Origin of the sequence: Micromonospora narathiwatensis (genome assembly GCF_900089605.1) — a bacterium.
Taxonomy (GTDB): Bacteria; Actinomycetota; Actinomycetes; order Mycobacteriales; family Micromonosporaceae; genus Micromonospora; species Micromonospora narathiwatensis.
Window position 1 is genome coordinate 2,147,398 of the sequence record NZ_LT594324.1, and the last position, 16,762, is coordinate 2,164,159.

Sequence of the window (16,762 nt, forward strand, 5' to 3'; positions counted from 1 at the left end):
CCGGTGCTCCGATCACCCATCCACTATCGATAGTTAATGTGTACCTTGACTTTCTTAAGTAAGCAAGGTTGGCGACTTAATTTTCTCGACACGAGACTGAGTGATCTTCTTGGCGGGGCCGTGACAGGTGACCACGAACGAGCCCGAGGTGGCTCACCGGCCGGCGGACCGGCTGACGCCGGGCAGGGAACGCCGACGCCTGAGATGATGCGAACGTGGCCGACGACGGCGGTTATCTGCTCGACAACCAGCAGGCGGAGGCAGGCGTCCGCTTTGACGCCCTGGCGACGCTGTTCAACCCGTCCACGTTTCGGCACATCGACGCGCTCGGCATCGCGGAAGGCTGGCGATGCTGGGAGGTCGGCGCGGGAGGCGCGAGCGTGCCGTCCTGGCTCGCCGCGCGCGTCGGACCGACCGGGCACGTGCTCGCCACCGACATCGACGTCTCGTGGCTGACCGCCGACGCGGAATACGAGGTCCGCTGCCACGACGTCGGCGTCGATCCACCGCCGGGGGACGGATTCGACCTGGTGCACGCGCGCCTGCTCCTCGTACACGTGCCCCGGCGCGCCGCGGCGCTCGCCGCCATGGCCTCGGCGCTGCGGCCCGGCGGGTGGTTGCTGGTGGAGGAGGCCGACCCGATGATGCAGCCGCTGGTCTGCCCGGACGAGTCAGGTCCGGCCCAGCGGCTGGCCAACAAGCTCAAGCGTGACCTCCGTACGTTGATGGCCCAGCGCGGTGTCGACCTGGCCTACGGGCGCAGGCTGCCGCCCTTGCTGCGCGACGCGGGACTCACCGAGGTCGAAGCCGACGCCTTCTTTCCGATCACCGGGCCCGCCTGCGCCCTGCTGGAACAGGCCACCGTGCGGCAGATCCGCGATCGGCTGGTCTCCGCCGGCCTGGCCACCGACGAAGAGATCGACCAGCATCTCGACAACATCGCGGCCGGACTCCTCGACCTCGCCACCTCGCCGATGATTTCGGCCTGGGGTCGGAGACCTGCCTGAACCGCGCGGTCGGGACCTGGGACCCGGTCGCCGTCGGGACCTGCTGCCCTCCCGGTCGGCGGATCGTACGGGCAGGCTGACTTACATGATCACTCTCCTCCTCGCCCTCGCCGGCGTGGTGCTGCTGGTCGCCGGACCGGTCATGATTGCCCAGGGGGTCCTCGGCCGGCGCAGCGTCGTCCATGAGCTGACCCGTCAGCGGATCGCCTTTCCGGCCGCCGACCTGCCGGCGCCGCTCGCCAGTTACGCCCGGACCCCGGTCCGTACCGGGGCCCAGGCCCGCGCCTACTCGGAACTCATCGCCGACCACGTGGCCCAGGCCACCGGTGGCCGGACGTACGCGGAGATCGCCGAGGAGTGCATGGGCGCGGGCCGCGGCGACCAGCGGCTCGACCGGCTGCGGCAGACCGCCTTCATGGGGGAGACCCTGCGCGGGGCGCTGCTCGGGGCGTACCAGGCGTGGCAGGTGACCGCCCTGGTCGCGGGGCTGGGCGCGCTGGTCACGCTGATCGGGGCGGTCTTCGTCGTCCTCGCCGCTCACCTGCGGTGATCAGGGGTTCCGGCGATCAGTGGCCACGGTAGAGGGCGTCGATGTCGGCGGCGCGGTGCCGCTGCACCACGTCGCGTCTGATCTTCAGGGTGGGGGTGAGTTCACCGTTGGCCTCGGTGAAGTCATCGGGCAGGATCCGGAAGGTCTTGATCGCCTCCGCGTGGGAGACCGACCGGTTCGCCTGGTCGATCGCGTTCTGGATCTCGCCGCGCAGGGCGGGGTCCTCGCGTAGCTCCGCGACCGAGGCGCGCGGGTGACCGTGCGCGTCGCGCCACCGGGACCACGCCTGCGGGTCGATGGTGACCAGGGCGGCGACGTACGGCTTGCCGTTGCCGGCCAGCATGGACTGGCTGACCAGCGGATGTGCCCGAACCCGGTCCTCCAGGGGGGCGGGAGCGATGTTCTTTCCCTCCGCGGTCACCATGATGTCCTTCGTGCGTCCGGTGATCCGCAGATAGCCGTCGTCGTCGAGGCTGCCGAGGTCGCCGGTGCGGAACCAGCCGTCGGCGGTGAACGTGTCGCTGGTCGCGTCCGGTTTGTTCCAGTAGCCCTTGAAAACGACGTCGCTGCGGACGAGGATCTCCCCGCTGTCGGCGATGGTCAGCTCCACGCCGGGCAGCGGCCGGCCGACGGTGCCGATCCGCATCGCCGAGGGCTGGTTCACCGCCAGCGCCGGCGACGTCTCCGTCAACCCGTACCCCTCCAGGGTCAGGAGGCCGGCGCCACGGAAGAAGTGCCCGAGCCGCTCACCGAGGGGAGCCCCGCCGACGACGGCGACGCGGCACCGGCCGCCGAACGCGGCCCGCAGCTCCCGGTAGACCAGCAGGTCGAGCAGACCCCGCAGCAACCGGAGACCTGGTCCGGGGCCGGATGGCGTGTCGAGTGCCCGGCTGTACCGCACCGCCGTCCGGTCCGCTACGTCGAACAGCCACCCCCGATGCTGTTCGGTGGCCCTCTGCCGCGCCCCGTCGTATGCCTTCTCGAACACGCGCGGCACCGCGAGGACGAATGTCGGCCGGTACCGCTGCAACTGCTGCAGCACGCCGCGCGCGCTGGGGCTGTGCACCGTCGTCGCCCGGGCCTGCACCATCCCCACCTGAATCATCCTGGCGAAAGCGTGCGCCAGCGGAAGGAAGAGCACCGTCGACGCCGTCCGGTTGAACAGCTCCGGCAGCGCCGCGACCGCGTTGCCGACGTCGAGGTAAATGTTCCGGTGGGTCAACACGCAACCCTTGGGTCGGCCCGTGGTCCCGCTGGTGTAGACGATCGTGGCCGGGTCGGCGCCCGAGACCGCGGCACGCCGCCGTTCGACGGTGTCGGCGTCAACGGCCCGGCCCTGCTCGGCGAGCTGGATCAGGTCGCCGGAGTCGATCCGCCACACGTGGCGCAGGTCCGGCAACCCGTCACGTACGCCGGCCAGCAGCGCGGCGTGGTCGGTCAGCTCCACCACGCACGCCACCGCGCCCGAGTCGGCGAGGATCCAGGCCAGCTGCTCGGCGCTCGACGTGTCGTAGACCGGAACGGTCACCGCGCCGATCGCCCACACCGCGTAGTCGACCAGGGTCCACTCGTATCGCGTGCGGCTCATCAGTCCCACCCGGTCGCCTGGCGCCACGCCCGCCGCGACCAGCCCGCGCGCCACGGCCAGCACGTCGTCCCGGAACTGCCGGCTGGTGACCACGGACGCGTCACCGGCCGGGTACGGCCACGACCGGGCGTCCGGGGCCGGGCGTCGGAACTGCACCGCGCCCGGGTCCCGCCGCGCGTTGTCCCACACCACGTCGGCCAGCCCGACCGATTCCCCGCCGCTGAGTTTCGGTTCCACTCTGACGTTGCGCCGCATCACGCCCCTCGGCTCTCCACCAGTGCTTCGTCCCTGGCTGTCCCCCCGCGTACCGGTCGCGCCGGGCCCTGGGCGCGATCCGGACGCGCGGCAACGGGTCGGAAACCGGCCTCCTACCGGCTGTTCTTGAGCTGGTCGCAGAGCTTTTCGGGATCACGCACGAACTCCATGCCCTTGTCGCGCAACCGGGAGAAGTCGTCGATCATGTGCTGCACCTCGCCGGGGGTGAACCGTCGGTCCTCGTCACCCGACTTCTTCAGCCAGCCGATCACGTCGTCGAAGCTCTTCCAGTCCCGCTTGCCCATCAGACGCTCGATGTCGGTGACGTCGTAGTCCTTCTGCATCGCCTGACTGGACGGGTCGTGGATCTTCATTGCCTGCTCCTCCCACGGTGTCTGCCCGGGCGATTGCCCCACGCGTCCGGTGGCAAACGGCCCGCGACATGATCCGCGGCGCCACCGTCGGACGCCGGATGTGCCACCGGCGTGGTGCGGGGTCTCCGCCCGGCCGCCCGAGTGAGCGCGCGGCGGTGACGGCCAGCGCGTTGGCCGTCACCACCAGCGTGATCCCGGCCCACTGGTGCGAACGCGGCACCTGGCCGAGCAGCACGACGCCGGCCAGCGCGGCCAGCACCGGGTGGATGCTCATGAACACTCCGAACAGCCGGGTCGGCACGTACCGCAGGGTGATCAGGTCGGCGGCGTACGGCACGACCGAGCTCAGCACGCCCGCCACGACCGCGTAGCTGACCCCGCGAAGGTCGAGCGGATGCAGCGCGACCACCGGCAGGTAGAGCAGCGCCGACACCGAGGTGGCCGCGGCCGGCGCCTGCAGTCCCGGCAGGCGCGCGCCGACCAGACGGTTGAGCAGGATGTACGCGGCCCAGCACGCCGCCGCCAGCAGTCCGAGCCCGACGCCGAGGTAGTCGCTGGACGGGCCGGGCAGCACCAGCAGGTAGACGCCGAGGCACGCGGTCGCCGCGCAGAGCAGGTCGATCCGGGTACGCGATCCGGCCAACGCCACCGCCAGCGGCCCGAGGAACTCCAACGTCACCGCCAAGCCGAGTCCGACCCGGTCGATGGCGGTGTAGAGGCTCAGGTTCATCGTGGCGAACACCAGGCCGAGCAGCAGCGTCGGCCACCACTGCGCCCAGGTGAACCGGCGCAGGTCCGGCCGGGCGACCGGCAGCAGGACGGCGGCGGCGACGAACTGGCGCACGGCCACCACGCCGGCCGGCCCGAGGGTGGCGAAGGCGTGCGCGCCCACGGCCGCGCCGACCTGGTTGCTCGCCGCGCTGCCGAGCATGGTGGTGATCCCCGCGGTGGTTCTGGCGTTCATGCGCCCAGCGTCGGCGGTCGCGCCCCGGAAGAGAAATGCGGGAGCCGCTCCACCTATACGCTGCGCGTATGAATGTGCAGCTGCGCCAGCTCCAGGCCCTGGTCGCGGTGGCCGACGCCGGCACGTTCACCGACGCGGCGGCCACGCTCGGCCTCTCCCAGGCCGCGGTGTCCCGCGCGATCGCCGGCCTTGAGGCCGCGCTCGGCGCACGCCTGCTGCTGCGCACCACCCGGCACGTCTCGCTGACCGCCACCGGCACCCGGGTGCTTCCCGCCGCCCGTCGGGTGCTGGAGGAGGTCGCCCACCTGCGGCGCACGGTCGACCGGTCGGAGGCCGAACTCCGGGTCGGCTACGCCTGGGCGGCGCTGGGCCGGCACACCCGGCGGCTGCAACGCGCCTGGGCGTCCGCGTACCCGGACGTGCCGCTGGTGTTCGTGCAGTCCGGCACCGAGACGGCGGGGCTCGGCGAGGGCCTGGCCGACGTCGCGGTCCTGCGCCGCCCGCTGGACGACGCCCGGTTCGACACCGCGCTGATCGGCACCGAGGCTCGGTACGCCGCGGTCGCCACCGACAACACGCTGGCCCGGCGGCGTTCGGTGCGGATGGCTGACCTGGCCCGCTACACGGTCGCGCTGGACAGCCGTACCGGCACCACCACGCCCGGTCTGTGGCCGCCCGGCGCGGCACCGGCCTCGACCCGCGAGTCGCACGGTGTCGACGAGTGGCTCACACTGATCGCCGCGGGCCAGGCGGTCGGCGTCACCTCGGAGGCGACCGCCAACCAGAACCCTCGGCCGGGTGTCGCCTACCGCGTGGTGCGCGACGCCCCGCCGATCGAGGTCAGGCTGGCGTGGTGGCGGGACGACCCGCCAAGTCGCCTGCCCGAGCTGCTCGCGCTGGCCCGGGCCGCCTACGGCTGAAGCCACGCGGCGGCGCCCTGCCCCCGGCATGCCTTGGTGCTCGGGCCGAGGATCAGAATTCGGCTCCCGGCCAGCGGCTCATGACGGCCAGGCCGATGACGGCGAGGAGCCCGAGGGCGGCCGGGATGAGGAAAACCAGGGGCAGTCCGACGGCGTCGGCTCCGAGTCCTCCGGCGGCTCCGCCCAGGGCCGAGGCCAGGGATGTGGAGCTGAGGAAGACGGCGGAGGCGGTGGCGACGGCGGTGGGGAGAAGGCGCTGAGCGACGATGATCCCGAGTGCGGCGAAGACTCCCCACACGCCGCCCATGAGGATCTGCCCAGCGAACAGACCGGCGGCCTTGCCGCTGGCGGCAAAGCAGATGTTGGCGGCGACGCCGAAGCCGGCACCGATCACCATCAGCCGCATCATTCCGATCCGGCGTGCCACGAGAACCGCCAGCGGCATGAGGATGATCTCGACCAGTGGCTGGATCCCGATGATCGCGCCGCTGAGCCCGGCGGGGAAGTCGAGCTGCCCGTTCATGTAGATCGGCAGGTACGCGTACTTGATCGGTTCTCCGGCGTACACGAGTACGTAGAGCGCGGTGAACGCGAGCAGCGGCAGCATGTCGCGTATGCCGGGCCCGCGTGCTCCGGGTTCGGCCGTCCGATGCGCGGAGGCGCCGGCCGGTGGTGGCCTGAGCGTCCCCAGCGGGACGATCTGCGCGAGCGTGCAGATCGCCGTCGCCAGGAGCATGGTGTGCGGCGAGGTGTGGGCGGCCAGGAACGACCCGGCGACCGGGCCGACCACCCAGCCGCCGGTCAGGGCCATCCGAACCACGGCGACCACCCCGTCGTTGCTCGGACTCGGGTGGGCTACCTGCTCGTCATGGATGGCGGCGAACAGCTGGGAGGTGGCGGCGCCGCCGAACCCGCCGATGACGGCGCTGATGACGTAGGGCATCCAGAGGTGGGTCGAGTAGGCGATGCCGAGCCAGCCCACGAAGCCCAGGACGGCGCAGAGGCGGAACAGGCCCAGACGTCGGCCGGTGCGGTCCGAGCGTCTGCCGATCAGATAACCGGCCACGGGCGCGGTCAGGCTCGCGAGGTAGAACAGCCCGGCTGCGCTGAGCGAGGCACCGAGGTCGTTGACGAGGAACGACGCGATCTGCGGTGCGGCGGCCGAGAACCCGAGAGCGGACAGGAACACCGAAACGGTGGCGCCACGGTAGAGCGGCGAGGCGAGCGTCAGCCGCAGCGCCGACGCGTGGAGCACAGGCTCGGCCACCGCCGGTTCGGTGGCCTCGACCTGTTCGCTGGGTGCCAACCCTGCTGCCTCCGCGGTTCTAGGGTCGGACGCTGTCGCGGACGACGAGGTCGACCGGGAAGCGCTGTCGATGGCCCGGTGCCGGGGTGCCCTCCAGGAGCAGGCGGGTGGCGGCGACCGCCATGTCCTCGACGGGCAGGCGCATCGTGGTCAGCGGCGGGTTGGTGCACACGGCGGCGATGCTGTCGTCGAAGCCGATGACGCTCACGTCGTCGGGGACGCGTCGGCCGCTGGCGGTGACGGCCTGTACGGCTCCGGCGGCCATCAGGTCGCAGGCGACGAACATCGCGTCGATGTCGGGGTGCTGCTCGATCAGCGTTTTGGCGGCGTGGTAGCCGCCTTCGCGGCGGAAGTCGCCGTCGGCGCTCACCTCGGTCAGGCCAAGTTTCCGGACGGCTCGCAGGTACCCGGTGCGGCGGTCGACGGCACAGGGGTTGAGCGCGGGCCCGTGTACGGCGGCGATCCGCCGGTGGCCGAGCTGGTGCAGGTGGTTGACCGCGGCGTACGCGCCGCCGATGTTGTCGGCTTGCATGGCGGGAACGGATGAGGCGGTGGGCACCATCGAAACCGTGCGGCGGCACCGGCTGTAGAACCGGTTCGCCAAGGCCGGGGTGATGTCGGCGAGGACCGCGCCGAGGGTGGTGTTCGCAGCGATCTCGTCGATCGCCTCGGTGGCCGCCGCATGGCCGACGGCGTGCAGCCGCAGTTGCGCGTTGGCGCCTTCGAGGACGGGCATCATGCCGGCCAGGACGCGGCTGAAATACGGGTGTGCCCTGAGCCAGCGGATGCCGGGACCGTAGGTCACGACGATGACGTCGACGGCGCGTTGGCGGCCGGAGGCCAGGGCTCTGGCGGTCTCGTTGGGCTGGTAGCCCAGCTTGGCCACGGCCGCGTGGACCCGGGCGCGCAGCGGCTCGGACGCGCCGGGTGCGTTGTTGATCGCGCGAGACGCGGTCGCGCGGGACACTCCGGCCACACGCGCGACGTCCTCGATCGTGGGCTTGAGCCTGCTCATGGGGGCCTGCACTCTCCGTCGCGGCGCCTGATTGCCGCGGCGTCCCGAACGATAGGCCCGAGAGCGCTCTCAGCTGAAGTGGCCTGGTAGGCGTTGCGCCACCGTTCCCCTGTCCCGTCTCGACGCGGGCCTTTCACGCCCATCGTGACCAGTGGCATCACAAATGAAAAGTCCCTATTGCGTCCAGACCCGTAAAACCCGCGATGAATAGCGCTCCCTGGCCGCACCAACAATCAAGATCAGCCATTACCTGATCTCCCCGCAGCCACTTACGCTTGTTCGCGCACCGGCGAAGATGAATGGAACCGGCCATGAACCTATGTTCAGGCGATGATGAATAAAGTGGCCGGGCGGGCCCTGCCATCGTTGACGAGTCTGCGAATTATCGCGGCCAGCCTGGTCTTCTTCGGCCATGGGGCGGTGCTGCAGATATTCGCCGACCCGGATGTCAATCAATCCATGTTCCACCTGTCCCGTAACGCCTCTCCGGTCGGGCTCTCCTACTTCTTCGTCCTCAGTGGCTTCATTCTGGTCTGGTCGCACCGCCCAGAGGACACCTCCGGGCAGTTCTGGCGGCGTCGGCTGCTGCGCATCTTCCCCAACCACGTACTCGTCTACGCCGCGATCCTGCTCATGATTGTGGCCGCCGGTGGGCGCCTCGCCACCACGGATGCCCTGGCGAGCCTCTTCCTGGTGCAGTCCTGGTTGCCCCACCCGACACTGTGGCAGAACGCGGTGAACATCCCCACCTGGTCGCTCTCGGTGGAATTGCTGCTCTACCTCGCCTTTCCCCTGACACTGGCCCTGGTCAACCGTATTCCGAAGCGTTACCTGTGGTGGGCGGCGGCGCTGATCGCCGGCGTCGCGATCGCGATGCCCTTCATCGTCAACGAGTACTGGCCGTACCAGTCGCAGAGCGTCACCACGGAGGCCGCGATCCAACAGTGGCTGCTCTACGCCTCACCGGTCGCCCGGCTATTCGAGTTCCTGGTCGGCATGCTCATGGCCCGGATCCTGATCACCGGACAGTGGCCGCGCATCCGCCCGATCGTCGCCGTGGCGCTCGTCATCGGGGTGTACGTGGCAACGCTCGAAATCGAGCTGATGGGCGGTTACCAGTCGCTCCTCCTGATTCCGCTCGCCCTGCTGGTCACCGCGTACGCGGCGGCTGATCTGGCCGGGCGATCCCGCCTGTTGACCCGCCCGTGGCTGGTCCGGACGGGTGAGTTGACCTACGCCTTCTATCTCGTGCACTTCACGGTTCTGGTGGCCGTGCACGCGGCGTACAGCGGGCAGACGTGGGTCGGATACCTGTACGACGCCCGACAGTTCACGATCCCCGGCGGAATTCTGTTCCTGGTCGGAGCGTTCCTCCTGTCGCTGTTCGTCGCCGGCGTGCTCTACACCTTCGTCGAGCAACCCGTCATGCGTCGCTGGGCGCACCCGAACAACGACCACACGGCCAGCCGGCCACCGGTGGTCGAGGGCGCCGGATGAGTCCGCCGGGCCGGCTCGATCCGGCGGAGGAAGATTCCGAACTCACAACGGCGATCCAGCGGTTCACCAGGGCGGTCTCGCGGCTCGGGCTCGACGGCGAGATCCAACCGGTCAGGCAGCCGGAATCAGCGGCCACCTCGGTATTGCTACAGATCGGCCGGGCGTCCGTACTGCACTGGCTGGCCGGTCTGCTGGAGCAGGCGCCCGGCCGCCCGGCCGACCGCGACTGGCCGAGCCTGTGGGAACACTTCGAGTGATCTTGCCCAGGCCGGTGGAGATTCGGAAGACACCGACCACGTCGCCGGCCGAGTCCGCCAGCGTCCGCGACTCGAACCGGAGGCGGTCAGCCCTGGACGCCGAGCAGATCCGTCAGGTCGTTGGCGTGCTCTTCCTCCTCCTCCAGGATGTCCTCCATCAGCCGGCGGGTGGTCGGGTCGGAGTCGCCGAGCCAGCGGATGATCTCCTGGTACGAGGAGATGACGATACGTTCGGCGACGAGATTCTCCCGCAGCATGGTGTCCAGATCGGTCGCGGCCGGCGCGGAGTATTCGGTGTGGGCGCGCCGAGCGAGCGTACCGGGGTCGAAGTCGGGTACCCCGCCGAGTTGATTGATCCGCTCGGCCGCACGCAGGCCATGCTGCAATTCCTCCGCGGCGTGCTCCTTGAACTCGGCGGCGACCTGCGCACGGTCGATGCCGGCAGCGGCGATCGAGTTCTGGATGTAACGCAGGTAGCACACGATCTCGGTCGCGACGACCTGGTTGAGAATGTCCAGAACCGGGTTGGTGTCGCCGCCGTAGGTCGCGGTAACCGGGCCTTCCTGCATCCGGCGGCGAGCGTCGTCCCGGATCTTGGTCACATCGAGCGCAAACTGGTTCGGCATGCTGTCCCCGTCTTCCGGTGGCGTCGGGCAGGCGCGCGCCGGGCGGGTTTACCCCCGGGTCGCCTGACTTATGCATTCCGACGGGCCGGCCAAGCGATTTGTCGCCGAAGCCGTTGTTTCGCGGCGGCCGGGTGCCGCAGGTTCAGCCTGCGGCGGTGACGGTGGTGGCGGTGACCGTGCCGTCCGCCGACCGGTCGCCCTGCACGCTCACGGTCTGTCCGGCCTTGAGCTTCGCCAGTTCGCTCTTCCGGCTGGTCTGCACGGAGGTGCGGTCGTTGGTCCGCACGGTGACCACGGTGCCGTCGGAGGTCTCCAGGTACAGCACACCGGCGTCGACGAGCTTCACCTTCCCGGTGGTGGCCGCCGCGTCGGAGGTCGGCGCCGACCCGCTGCCGGGCTCTCCGCGGCCCATGCCTCCGCCGGGGAACCCGCTGGGCAGCGTCCCCGGGAAGCCCCCCGTGCGGCCGATCCCCGTCGCCGGCGTGTCCCCCCAACGCTGCTGCACCTGCGTTCCGGTCAGGAAGCCGACCATCACCAGCAGCAGTCCGGCCAGCACAATGGTGCCCCGGTTCCACCAGCGGCGCGGCGCGGCGGCCGCGACCGCGGCGGAGAGATCCCGGTCGGGCTCCGCCGGCCCGATCGGCGACCCCGGTGCCGGGTCTCCCACCCGTTCGAAGATGACGGTGTCGGTGGTGTCCATGTCCTCGCCTCTGTCGGATGGGCTACTCGTAACGCAGGGCGTCGATGGGGCGCAGCCGGGCCGCCCGGGCCGCCGGCAGACCACCGAAGAAGAGCCCGATCGCGACCGACACGCCGAGGGCCAGCACGACGGAGCTGGGCACGATCACCGGCCGTACGCCCACGATGGCGAACCGGGACCCGATCAGCGCGGCGGCCACCCCCAACGCCCCGCCGATCAGGCTGAGCAGGGTCGCCTCCGTCAGGAACTGGATCAGTACGGTCCGCCGTCGGGCGCCCAGCGCCTTGCGGATGCCGATCTCCCGGGTCCGCTCGGTGACCGTGACGAGCATGATGTTGGTGATGCCGATGCCGCCGACGAGCAGGCTGATCGCGGCGACCGCGCCGAGCAGGACCGTGAAGGTCTCGGCGGTCTCGGTCTGCGTCTGGAGCAGCTGCGCGGCGTTCTGGATCCGGTACGGCGCGCTGCCGGTGCCGGTGCTCGGCAGGCGTTGGGCGAGCACCGTGGTGATCTCCGCCTGGACCGCTTCCACCTGCTCCGGGTTCTTCGCCTCGACCAGGATCGAGCTGAGCGTGCCGTAACCGGTCAGCACCTCGCGTACCGCGCGCAACGGCGCGATCACCGTGTCGTTGGCGTCCTGGAATCCGGTCGAGGACTTCGGCGCCAGTACGCCGACCACGGTGAACAGCGCGCCGCCTACGGTGACCTGCTGGCCGATCGGGTCGACGCCGGAGAAGAGTTCCTCGACGACGGTACGCCCGAGGACCACCACCCGGCGGCCCTGGGCCTCGTCGTCGACGCTGAATGCCGTGCCGCTGGCGACCGGCGAGTTCGAGGCGTCGAACCAGCTCGGGCGGGTGCCGACGAACTGGCCGACCTCGTGCTCCGCGCCTTGGTAGGTGACGGTGGCTGAGGTGGTGACCAGCGGGGAGACCGATCGTACGTCGGGGGCGAGCACCGGGTCGGTCAGCGCGTCGGCCACGTCCAGGGTGAGCCCACCGGTGCCCGTACCCCGGTTGGTGCCGGTCACCGTGAGGGTGTTGGTGCCCAGCGCCTCGATCCGGCTCGTGATCGCCTGAGCTGACCCGTTGCCCACCGCGACCAGCAGGATGACCGCGGCGACGCCGATCAGGATGCCGAGCATCGTCAGCGCCGAGCGCAGCTTGTTGGCGGCTATCCCGCGGAGGGCGAAGCGGAGGGTCTCGGCCAGCGTCACCGCGGCACCCCCACCGCGTGCCGGCCCAGCGCGTCCTGCCGGTCGTCGGCGCGGACCTGACCGTCGAAGAGCCGTACCAGACGACGCGCCCGGGCGCCGACCTCCGTCTCGTGGGTAATCAGCACGATCGTCCGTCCGGCGGCGTTGAGCTGGTCGAGGATGGCCAGGATGTCCTCTGTGGAGTGGCTGTCGAGGTTGCCGGTGGGCTCGTCGGCCAGCAGCAGAGCCGGCTCGGTGACCAGCGCCCGGGCGACGGCGACCCGTTGCTGCTGCCCGCCGGAGAGCTGGTTGGGGTGGTGGTCGGCCCGCTCGGCGAGGCCGACGGCGTCCAGCGCGGCCATCGCCCGACGCCGGCGCTGCGTCGCCCGGACACCGGCGTACGCCAGCGGAAGTTCCACGTTGGCCAGCGCGCTGGTACGGGGAATGAGGTTGAACGCCTGGAACACGAAGCCGATCAGCCGGTTGCGTACCAGCGCGAGTTGCCGGTCGGCGAGGCTGCTCACGTCGACCCCGTCGAGCAGGTAGCGTCCGCCCGACGGCACGTCGAGACAGCCGAGGATGTTCATCAGGGTGGACTTGCCGGAACCTGACGATCCCATGATCGCCACGTAGTCGCCCGCCTCGACCGAGAGGTTGACGCCGCGCAGCGCGTGCACCGCCGCGTCCCTTTCGCCGTACACCTTCGTCAGCCCGCGGACGTCCAGTACCGGACGGCGCGGCGCGCCCCGGAGGTCCATCAGCCGCCTCCGTTTCCGGCCGGTCGCCCGCCCTGACCGGCGCCCGGGAACCCGCCACCGCCGGGAAGGCCGCCACCGCCGGGGAAACCGCCACCGCCGGGGAAACCGCCACCGCCGGGGAATCCCGCGCCGCCCCGAAGGCCGCCGCCGTTGCTGCCGGTCCCGGTGCTCTCCGGTAGGACGACCCGGTCGCCCTCGGCCAGTCCGGAGGTGATCTCGTACGCCTGGTTGCCGGCGAGTCCGACCTGCACCCGCCGGCTCTCCTGGCCGGTCTCGGTGACCACCGTGACGCTGCGCCGGTCGCCGTTGCCGCTGACCGCGGCCGAGTTGACCATCAGCACGTCCTGGGCGGTGCCGGTGACCACGCTGACCGCGACCGTCTGTCCCGGCTTGGCGCCGGTGGGCAGCTCGTCCAGGCCGATCGTCACACCGTAGGTGACCACGTTGTTGCTGGTGGTGGCCTGGGGGTCGATCGCCACCACCTTGCCGGTGGCCCGGGCGCCGGACAACGCGTTCCAGGTGACGGTGGCCGCCTGTCCGCTCTTGAGCCGGGTGGCGTCCGCCTCCGCGACCGCCGCGCTGACCTGGAGGTGGGACAGGTCGGCGAGGTCCACGAACCCGGAGGTCGTGCTCGACGCGCCACCGCCCTGCTGGCCGCCGGAACTGCCGGACGACGCGCCGCCGGAGCCGCCGGACGAACTGCCGACCGTGCCGTTGACGGCGACCACCGTGCCAGCCATCGGCGCGGTGAGTTTCGTCCCGGTCACCGTGGCCTTGGCCTCGTCGACCGCGAGTTCCGCCTGGGTCACCGCGTTCTCGGCGGACGAGGTGTCGCTGTCGGCGGCGCGGGCCCGGTCCAGCGCGCCCTCGGCGGCATCCAGGTTCGCCTGGGCAACCTTGAGCGCTCGCTCAGCGGCGGCCGGATCGACCGTCGCCAGCAGCTGCCCCTTCTTGACCTGCTGCCCGACCCGTACGCGAATGTCGGTGACCGTGCCGGGGGTCGCGAAGCTGGCGCTCGCCGTGGTGGCGCTCTCGACCGAGCCGTCCGCCGTGACCGTGGCGGTCACCGTCCCCCGCGCCACCAGGACCGTCCGGGCGGCCCGGCCCGGCTCCGCCTGCGCGGCGGAGTCGCCGACCACCGACGACCAGCCCCAGTAGCCGCCGCCGAGCAGCAGCAGAGCCAGTGCGGTGTTCACCGCCACGGGGGGCCGGTACAGGACGGCCGGCAGGCGCACTCGCATGGCCGAAAGCCTCCACTGGTCGGCTGGGAGGAGGTTCCAGGCAAGCTCAGAGCTGGCTCGGAATCGCCGTCCGAAACTCGGGCGGGTCGGCCGGCTCACCGTCGACGGCAAGGAGCGCGGCGTCCGGATTCCCGGCGGCCTGGTCGGGCGCGGCGGGCAGCAGCACCCGGAAGGTCGTTCCCGTACCGGAGGCGGTGTCCAGCTCGATGCAGCCGAGGTGGGCGTGCACGATCGAGGCGGCGATGGAGAGTCCCAGGCCGGAGCCGCCGCCGTTGCCCCGCCCGCGGCTGGGATCCACCCGGTAGAGCCGTTCGAACACCCGGCCGGCGTGCTCCGCCGGTATTCCCGGCCCGTCGTCGTGCACCTCGATCACCGCGAGCCCGTCGCCGGTCGTCGCGGGCAGTGGGGCGGATCGGACGGCCGGGTCGGCCGGTGGTGCGGGCAGCCGCCCGACTCGGACGGTGACCTGCACGTCCGGCCCGGTGTGCTGGAGCGCGTTGCCGACCAGGTTCGCCGCGACCTGACGGAGCCGGTGCTCGTCACCGAGCACGCTCGGCGGCTCGAACGAGTCGTCGCGGTCGGCCAGGGTGGTCAGCCGGACGCGCCGCTCCGGCGTCCGGGCGTGCGCGTCGCGGATGGTGTCGGCCGCTATCTCCAGCAGGTCAACGGGACGCAGCGCCGGAATCCGCTGCTGGTCCAGCCGGGCGAGCAGGAGCAGGTCCTCGACCAGCACCCCCATCCGGGCCGCCTCGCCCTCGATGCGGCTCATCGTCTCGTCGAGCAGCGGCCCCGGTGGAGCGCCACCGCGCCGGTACAACTCGGCGAAGCCCCGGATCGAGGTCAGGGGAGTACGCAGTTCGTGCGAGGCGTCCGCGACGAACTGACGCAGTCGCCGTTCGGAGGCGGCGCGGGCCGTCATCTCGGCACTGATCCGGTCCAGCATCAAGTTCACCGCAGCGCCCAGCCGGCCCGGCTCGGTGTGCGGGTCGGCCCCGTCGACCCGGCGGTTGACCTCGCCCCCGGTGATCCCCGCGACGATGCCCTCCATCCTGGTCAGCGGGCTCAGGCCCAGCCGGACCACCGAGGCCGCGAGCAGGCCCAGCGCGAGCAGCACGGTGCCGGTGACCGCCACGTCGATGAGCAGCAGCCGGTCGGCGGTCCGGTCCGCCTCGCTCAGTGACACGCCGAGGACCACGATCGCTCCGTCCGGCCCGACCGGCACGGCCAGCAACCGCCACTCGGCAGCGCCGTCACCGCCCGCAACGGTGTACGGCCGGCCGGTCGCGGCCCGCGCCGTCACCTCGGCGAGAGTGCCCGGATCCGGGGCTGCCGCCGTCGGCGTGCTGCTGCGTTCGGTGTCCCGGGTGCCGTCCGCGCGGTAGACCAGGACCATCTGGTCCTGGCCCAGGCGGGCGAAGCGCCCGGGCACGCCACGTCCGGCACCGGGCTCGGGTTCCGGTGCCGCCGCGACGGGCGGGCTCGCGGACGCCGCGACGGCCGGCGGGGTGGCACCGCCCGGCCTGGGCGACGTCCCCGGCCAGGGCCCGCTGTGTAGTGGCCGGGCCTGCGCGGTCAACTGGTCGTCGATCCGTTGCAGCAGATAGCCGCGAAGCAGGAAGAATCCGGCCGTGTTCGCGCCGAGCAGGGCGAGCGTGGTGAGCGCACCGACCACGACCACGAGCCGGGAGCGCAGGGTCCAGTGTGCCCACCGGCGCACCCGCAGCCGGCGGTTCACTCGTCCCCGGGTGGCAGCCGGAGGGTGTACCCCACGCCGCGAACCGTGTGGATGAGTGGAGGTCCGAGGCGGTCGACCTTGCGTCTCAGGTAGTACACGTACGACTCGACGATCCGCCCGTCACCGCCGAAGTCGTAGTTCCACACCCGGTCGAGGATCTGTGCCTTGCTCACCACCCGGCCGGCGTTGAGCAGGAGATAGCGCAGCAGCCGGAACTCGGTCGGCGACAGGTCCACCGGCTGGCCCGCCCGGCGTACCTGGTGCGCGCCGTCGTCAAGCTCCAGGTCGGCGTAGCGCAGCGTCGAATTCTCCGGCACCGTCGGTGACTCCGGTCGGCTGCGTCGCAGGATGGCTCGGATCCGCAGCACCACCTCTTCGAGGCTGAACGGCTTGGCGACATAGTCGTCCGCGCCGACGACCAGCCCGGTCACCCGGTCCTCCACCGTGTCCCTGGCGCTCAGGAAGAGCACCGGCACCGGCTGCCCGGCCGCGCGTAGCCGCCGGGCCACCTCGAATCCGTCGAGGTCCGGCAGCATCACGTCGAGGACGACCAGGTGGGGGTCGAACTCCTCGACGCAGGTCAGTGCCGCTCGGCCGGTGGCGGCCACCCGGGTGTCATACGAGACCAGGCGCAGCGCGGCGGCCAGCAACGTGGAGATGTTGGCCTCGTCGTCCACCACCAGCACCCGGGCGGTGCCGGTCATGCCGTCGAGAGCTGGAGCCGGGCCGTCCCCGGGCGGTCGGAGGATGTCGGTTTGCACCGGATCTGCCTAC

At 71.3% G+C, this 16,762-nt stretch carries 17 protein-coding genes; 5 read left to right on the forward strand and 12 right to left on the reverse strand.

The window, feature by feature from the left end:
- The first annotated feature begins 215 nt into the window (after positions 1–215).
- Positions 216–1,007, forward strand: a complete 792-nt coding sequence (locus tag GA0070621_RS09375; protein ID WP_091193448.1) for a methyltransferase — start codon at positions 216–218, stop codon at positions 1,005–1,007.
- Between the two features lie 85 nt (positions 1,008–1,092).
- Positions 1,093–1,557, forward strand: a complete 465-nt coding sequence (locus GA0070621_RS09380; protein WP_091193451.1) for a hypothetical protein — start codon at positions 1,093–1,095, stop codon at positions 1,555–1,557.
- 16 nt (positions 1,558–1,573) lie between these two features.
- Here the strand turns inward: GA0070621_RS09380 and GA0070621_RS09385 are convergent, their stop codons facing one another.
- The 3 genes from GA0070621_RS09385 to GA0070621_RS09390 form a co-directional block, all read right to left on the reverse strand.
- Entirely contained in the window at positions 1,574–3,400 is a 1,827-nt protein-coding gene (locus GA0070621_RS09385; RefSeq protein WP_091193455.1) for an AMP-dependent synthetase/ligase, read from the reverse strand.
- A 113-nt stretch (positions 3,401–3,513) separates the two neighbouring features.
- Positions 3,514–3,705: a hypothetical protein gene (locus GA0070621_RS29880; RefSeq protein ID WP_167666741.1), complete on the reverse strand. Its 192-nt coding sequence runs from the start codon at positions 3,703–3,705 to the stop codon at positions 3,514–3,516.
- On the reverse strand, positions 3,644–4,738 hold the full coding sequence (locus GA0070621_RS09390) for an EamA family transporter (RefSeq protein ID WP_091193458.1): 1,095 nt from the start codon (positions 4,736–4,738) through the stop codon (positions 3,644–3,646). The genes GA0070621_RS29880 and GA0070621_RS09390 overlap by 62 nt, the downstream gene beginning before the upstream one ends.
- Before the next feature lie 68 nt (positions 4,739–4,806).
- On the opposite strand from GA0070621_RS09390, the gene GA0070621_RS09395 reads away from it, so the two are divergent.
- Positions 4,807–5,658 carry a LysR family transcriptional regulator gene (locus GA0070621_RS09395; protein ID WP_091193461.1) on the forward strand — a complete coding sequence of 284 codons (852 nt, stop codon included), beginning with the start codon at positions 4,807–4,809 and terminating at the stop codon, positions 5,656–5,658.
- Positions 5,659–5,710: 52 nt separating this feature from the next.
- Here the strand turns inward: GA0070621_RS09395 and GA0070621_RS09400 are convergent, their stop codons facing one another.
- Together GA0070621_RS09400 and GA0070621_RS09405 are read right to left on the reverse strand one after the other, a co-directional pair.
- Positions 5,711–6,964 carry an MFS transporter gene (locus GA0070621_RS09400; RefSeq protein ID WP_167666742.1) on the reverse strand — a complete coding sequence of 418 codons (1,254 nt, stop codon included), beginning with the start codon at positions 6,962–6,964 and terminating at the stop codon, positions 5,711–5,713.
- A gap of 19 nt (positions 6,965–6,983) precedes the next feature.
- On the reverse strand, positions 6,984–7,979 hold the full coding sequence (locus tag GA0070621_RS09405) for a LacI family DNA-binding transcriptional regulator (protein WP_091193464.1): 996 nt from the start codon (positions 7,977–7,979) through the stop codon (positions 6,984–6,986).
- A gap of 330 nt (positions 7,980–8,309) precedes the next feature.
- Here GA0070621_RS09405 and GA0070621_RS09410 point away from each other — a divergent pair, with 330 nt between their 5' ends.
- Both GA0070621_RS09410 and GA0070621_RS09415 read left to right on the forward strand, forming a co-directional pair.
- Positions 8,310–9,476: an acyltransferase family protein gene (locus GA0070621_RS09410; RefSeq protein WP_091193467.1), complete on the forward strand. Its 1,167-nt coding sequence runs from the start codon at positions 8,310–8,312 to the stop codon at positions 9,474–9,476.
- Entirely contained in the window at positions 9,473–9,733 is a 261-nt protein-coding gene (locus GA0070621_RS09415; RefSeq protein WP_091193471.1) for a hypothetical protein, read from the forward strand. The genes GA0070621_RS09410 and GA0070621_RS09415 overlap by 4 nt, the downstream gene beginning before the upstream one ends.
- 86 nt (positions 9,734–9,819) lie before the next feature.
- Here GA0070621_RS09415 and GA0070621_RS09420 read toward each other — a convergent pair whose 3' ends face one another.
- The 7 genes from GA0070621_RS09420 to GA0070621_RS09450 all read right to left on the reverse strand — a co-directional run bounded on the left by GA0070621_RS09420 (position 9,820) and on the right by GA0070621_RS09450 (position 16,692).
- Complete coding sequence (locus GA0070621_RS09420) at positions 9,820–10,359, reverse strand: ferritin-like domain-containing protein (protein ID WP_091193474.1); 540 nt, start codon at positions 10,357–10,359, stop codon at positions 9,820–9,822.
- Positions 10,360–10,501: 142 nt separating this feature from the next.
- Positions 10,502–11,059 (reverse strand): DUF5666 domain-containing protein, encoded by a 558-nt coding sequence (locus GA0070621_RS09425; RefSeq protein ID WP_091193476.1) that lies wholly within the window; start codon positions 11,057–11,059, stop codon positions 10,502–10,504.
- Between the two features lie 22 nt (positions 11,060–11,081).
- A complete protein-coding gene (locus GA0070621_RS09430; RefSeq protein ID WP_091193479.1) occupies positions 11,082–12,275 on the reverse strand; it encodes an ABC transporter permease in 1,194 nt (397 codons plus the stop codon).
- On the reverse strand, positions 12,272–13,012 hold the full coding sequence (locus GA0070621_RS09435) for an ABC transporter ATP-binding protein (protein WP_091193482.1): 741 nt from the start codon (positions 13,010–13,012) through the stop codon (positions 12,272–12,274). The genes GA0070621_RS09430 and GA0070621_RS09435 overlap by 4 nt, the downstream gene beginning before the upstream one ends.
- Positions 13,012–14,253: an efflux RND transporter periplasmic adaptor subunit gene (locus GA0070621_RS09440; protein ID WP_091193485.1), complete on the reverse strand. Its 1,242-nt coding sequence runs from the start codon at positions 14,251–14,253 to the stop codon at positions 13,012–13,014. Before GA0070621_RS09440 ends, GA0070621_RS09435 begins: the two co-directional genes overlap by 1 nt.
- Before the next feature lie 46 nt (positions 14,254–14,299).
- Positions 14,300–15,988, reverse strand: coding sequence for a sensor histidine kinase (locus GA0070621_RS09445; protein ID WP_091193488.1), 1,689 nt, complete (start codon positions 15,986–15,988; stop codon positions 14,300–14,302).
- Complete coding sequence (locus tag GA0070621_RS09450) at positions 15,985–16,692, reverse strand: response regulator transcription factor (protein ID WP_091193491.1); 708 nt, start codon at positions 16,690–16,692, stop codon at positions 15,985–15,987. Before GA0070621_RS09450 ends, GA0070621_RS09445 begins: the two co-directional genes overlap by 4 nt.
- Between the last annotated feature and the right edge of the window lie 70 nt (positions 16,693–16,762).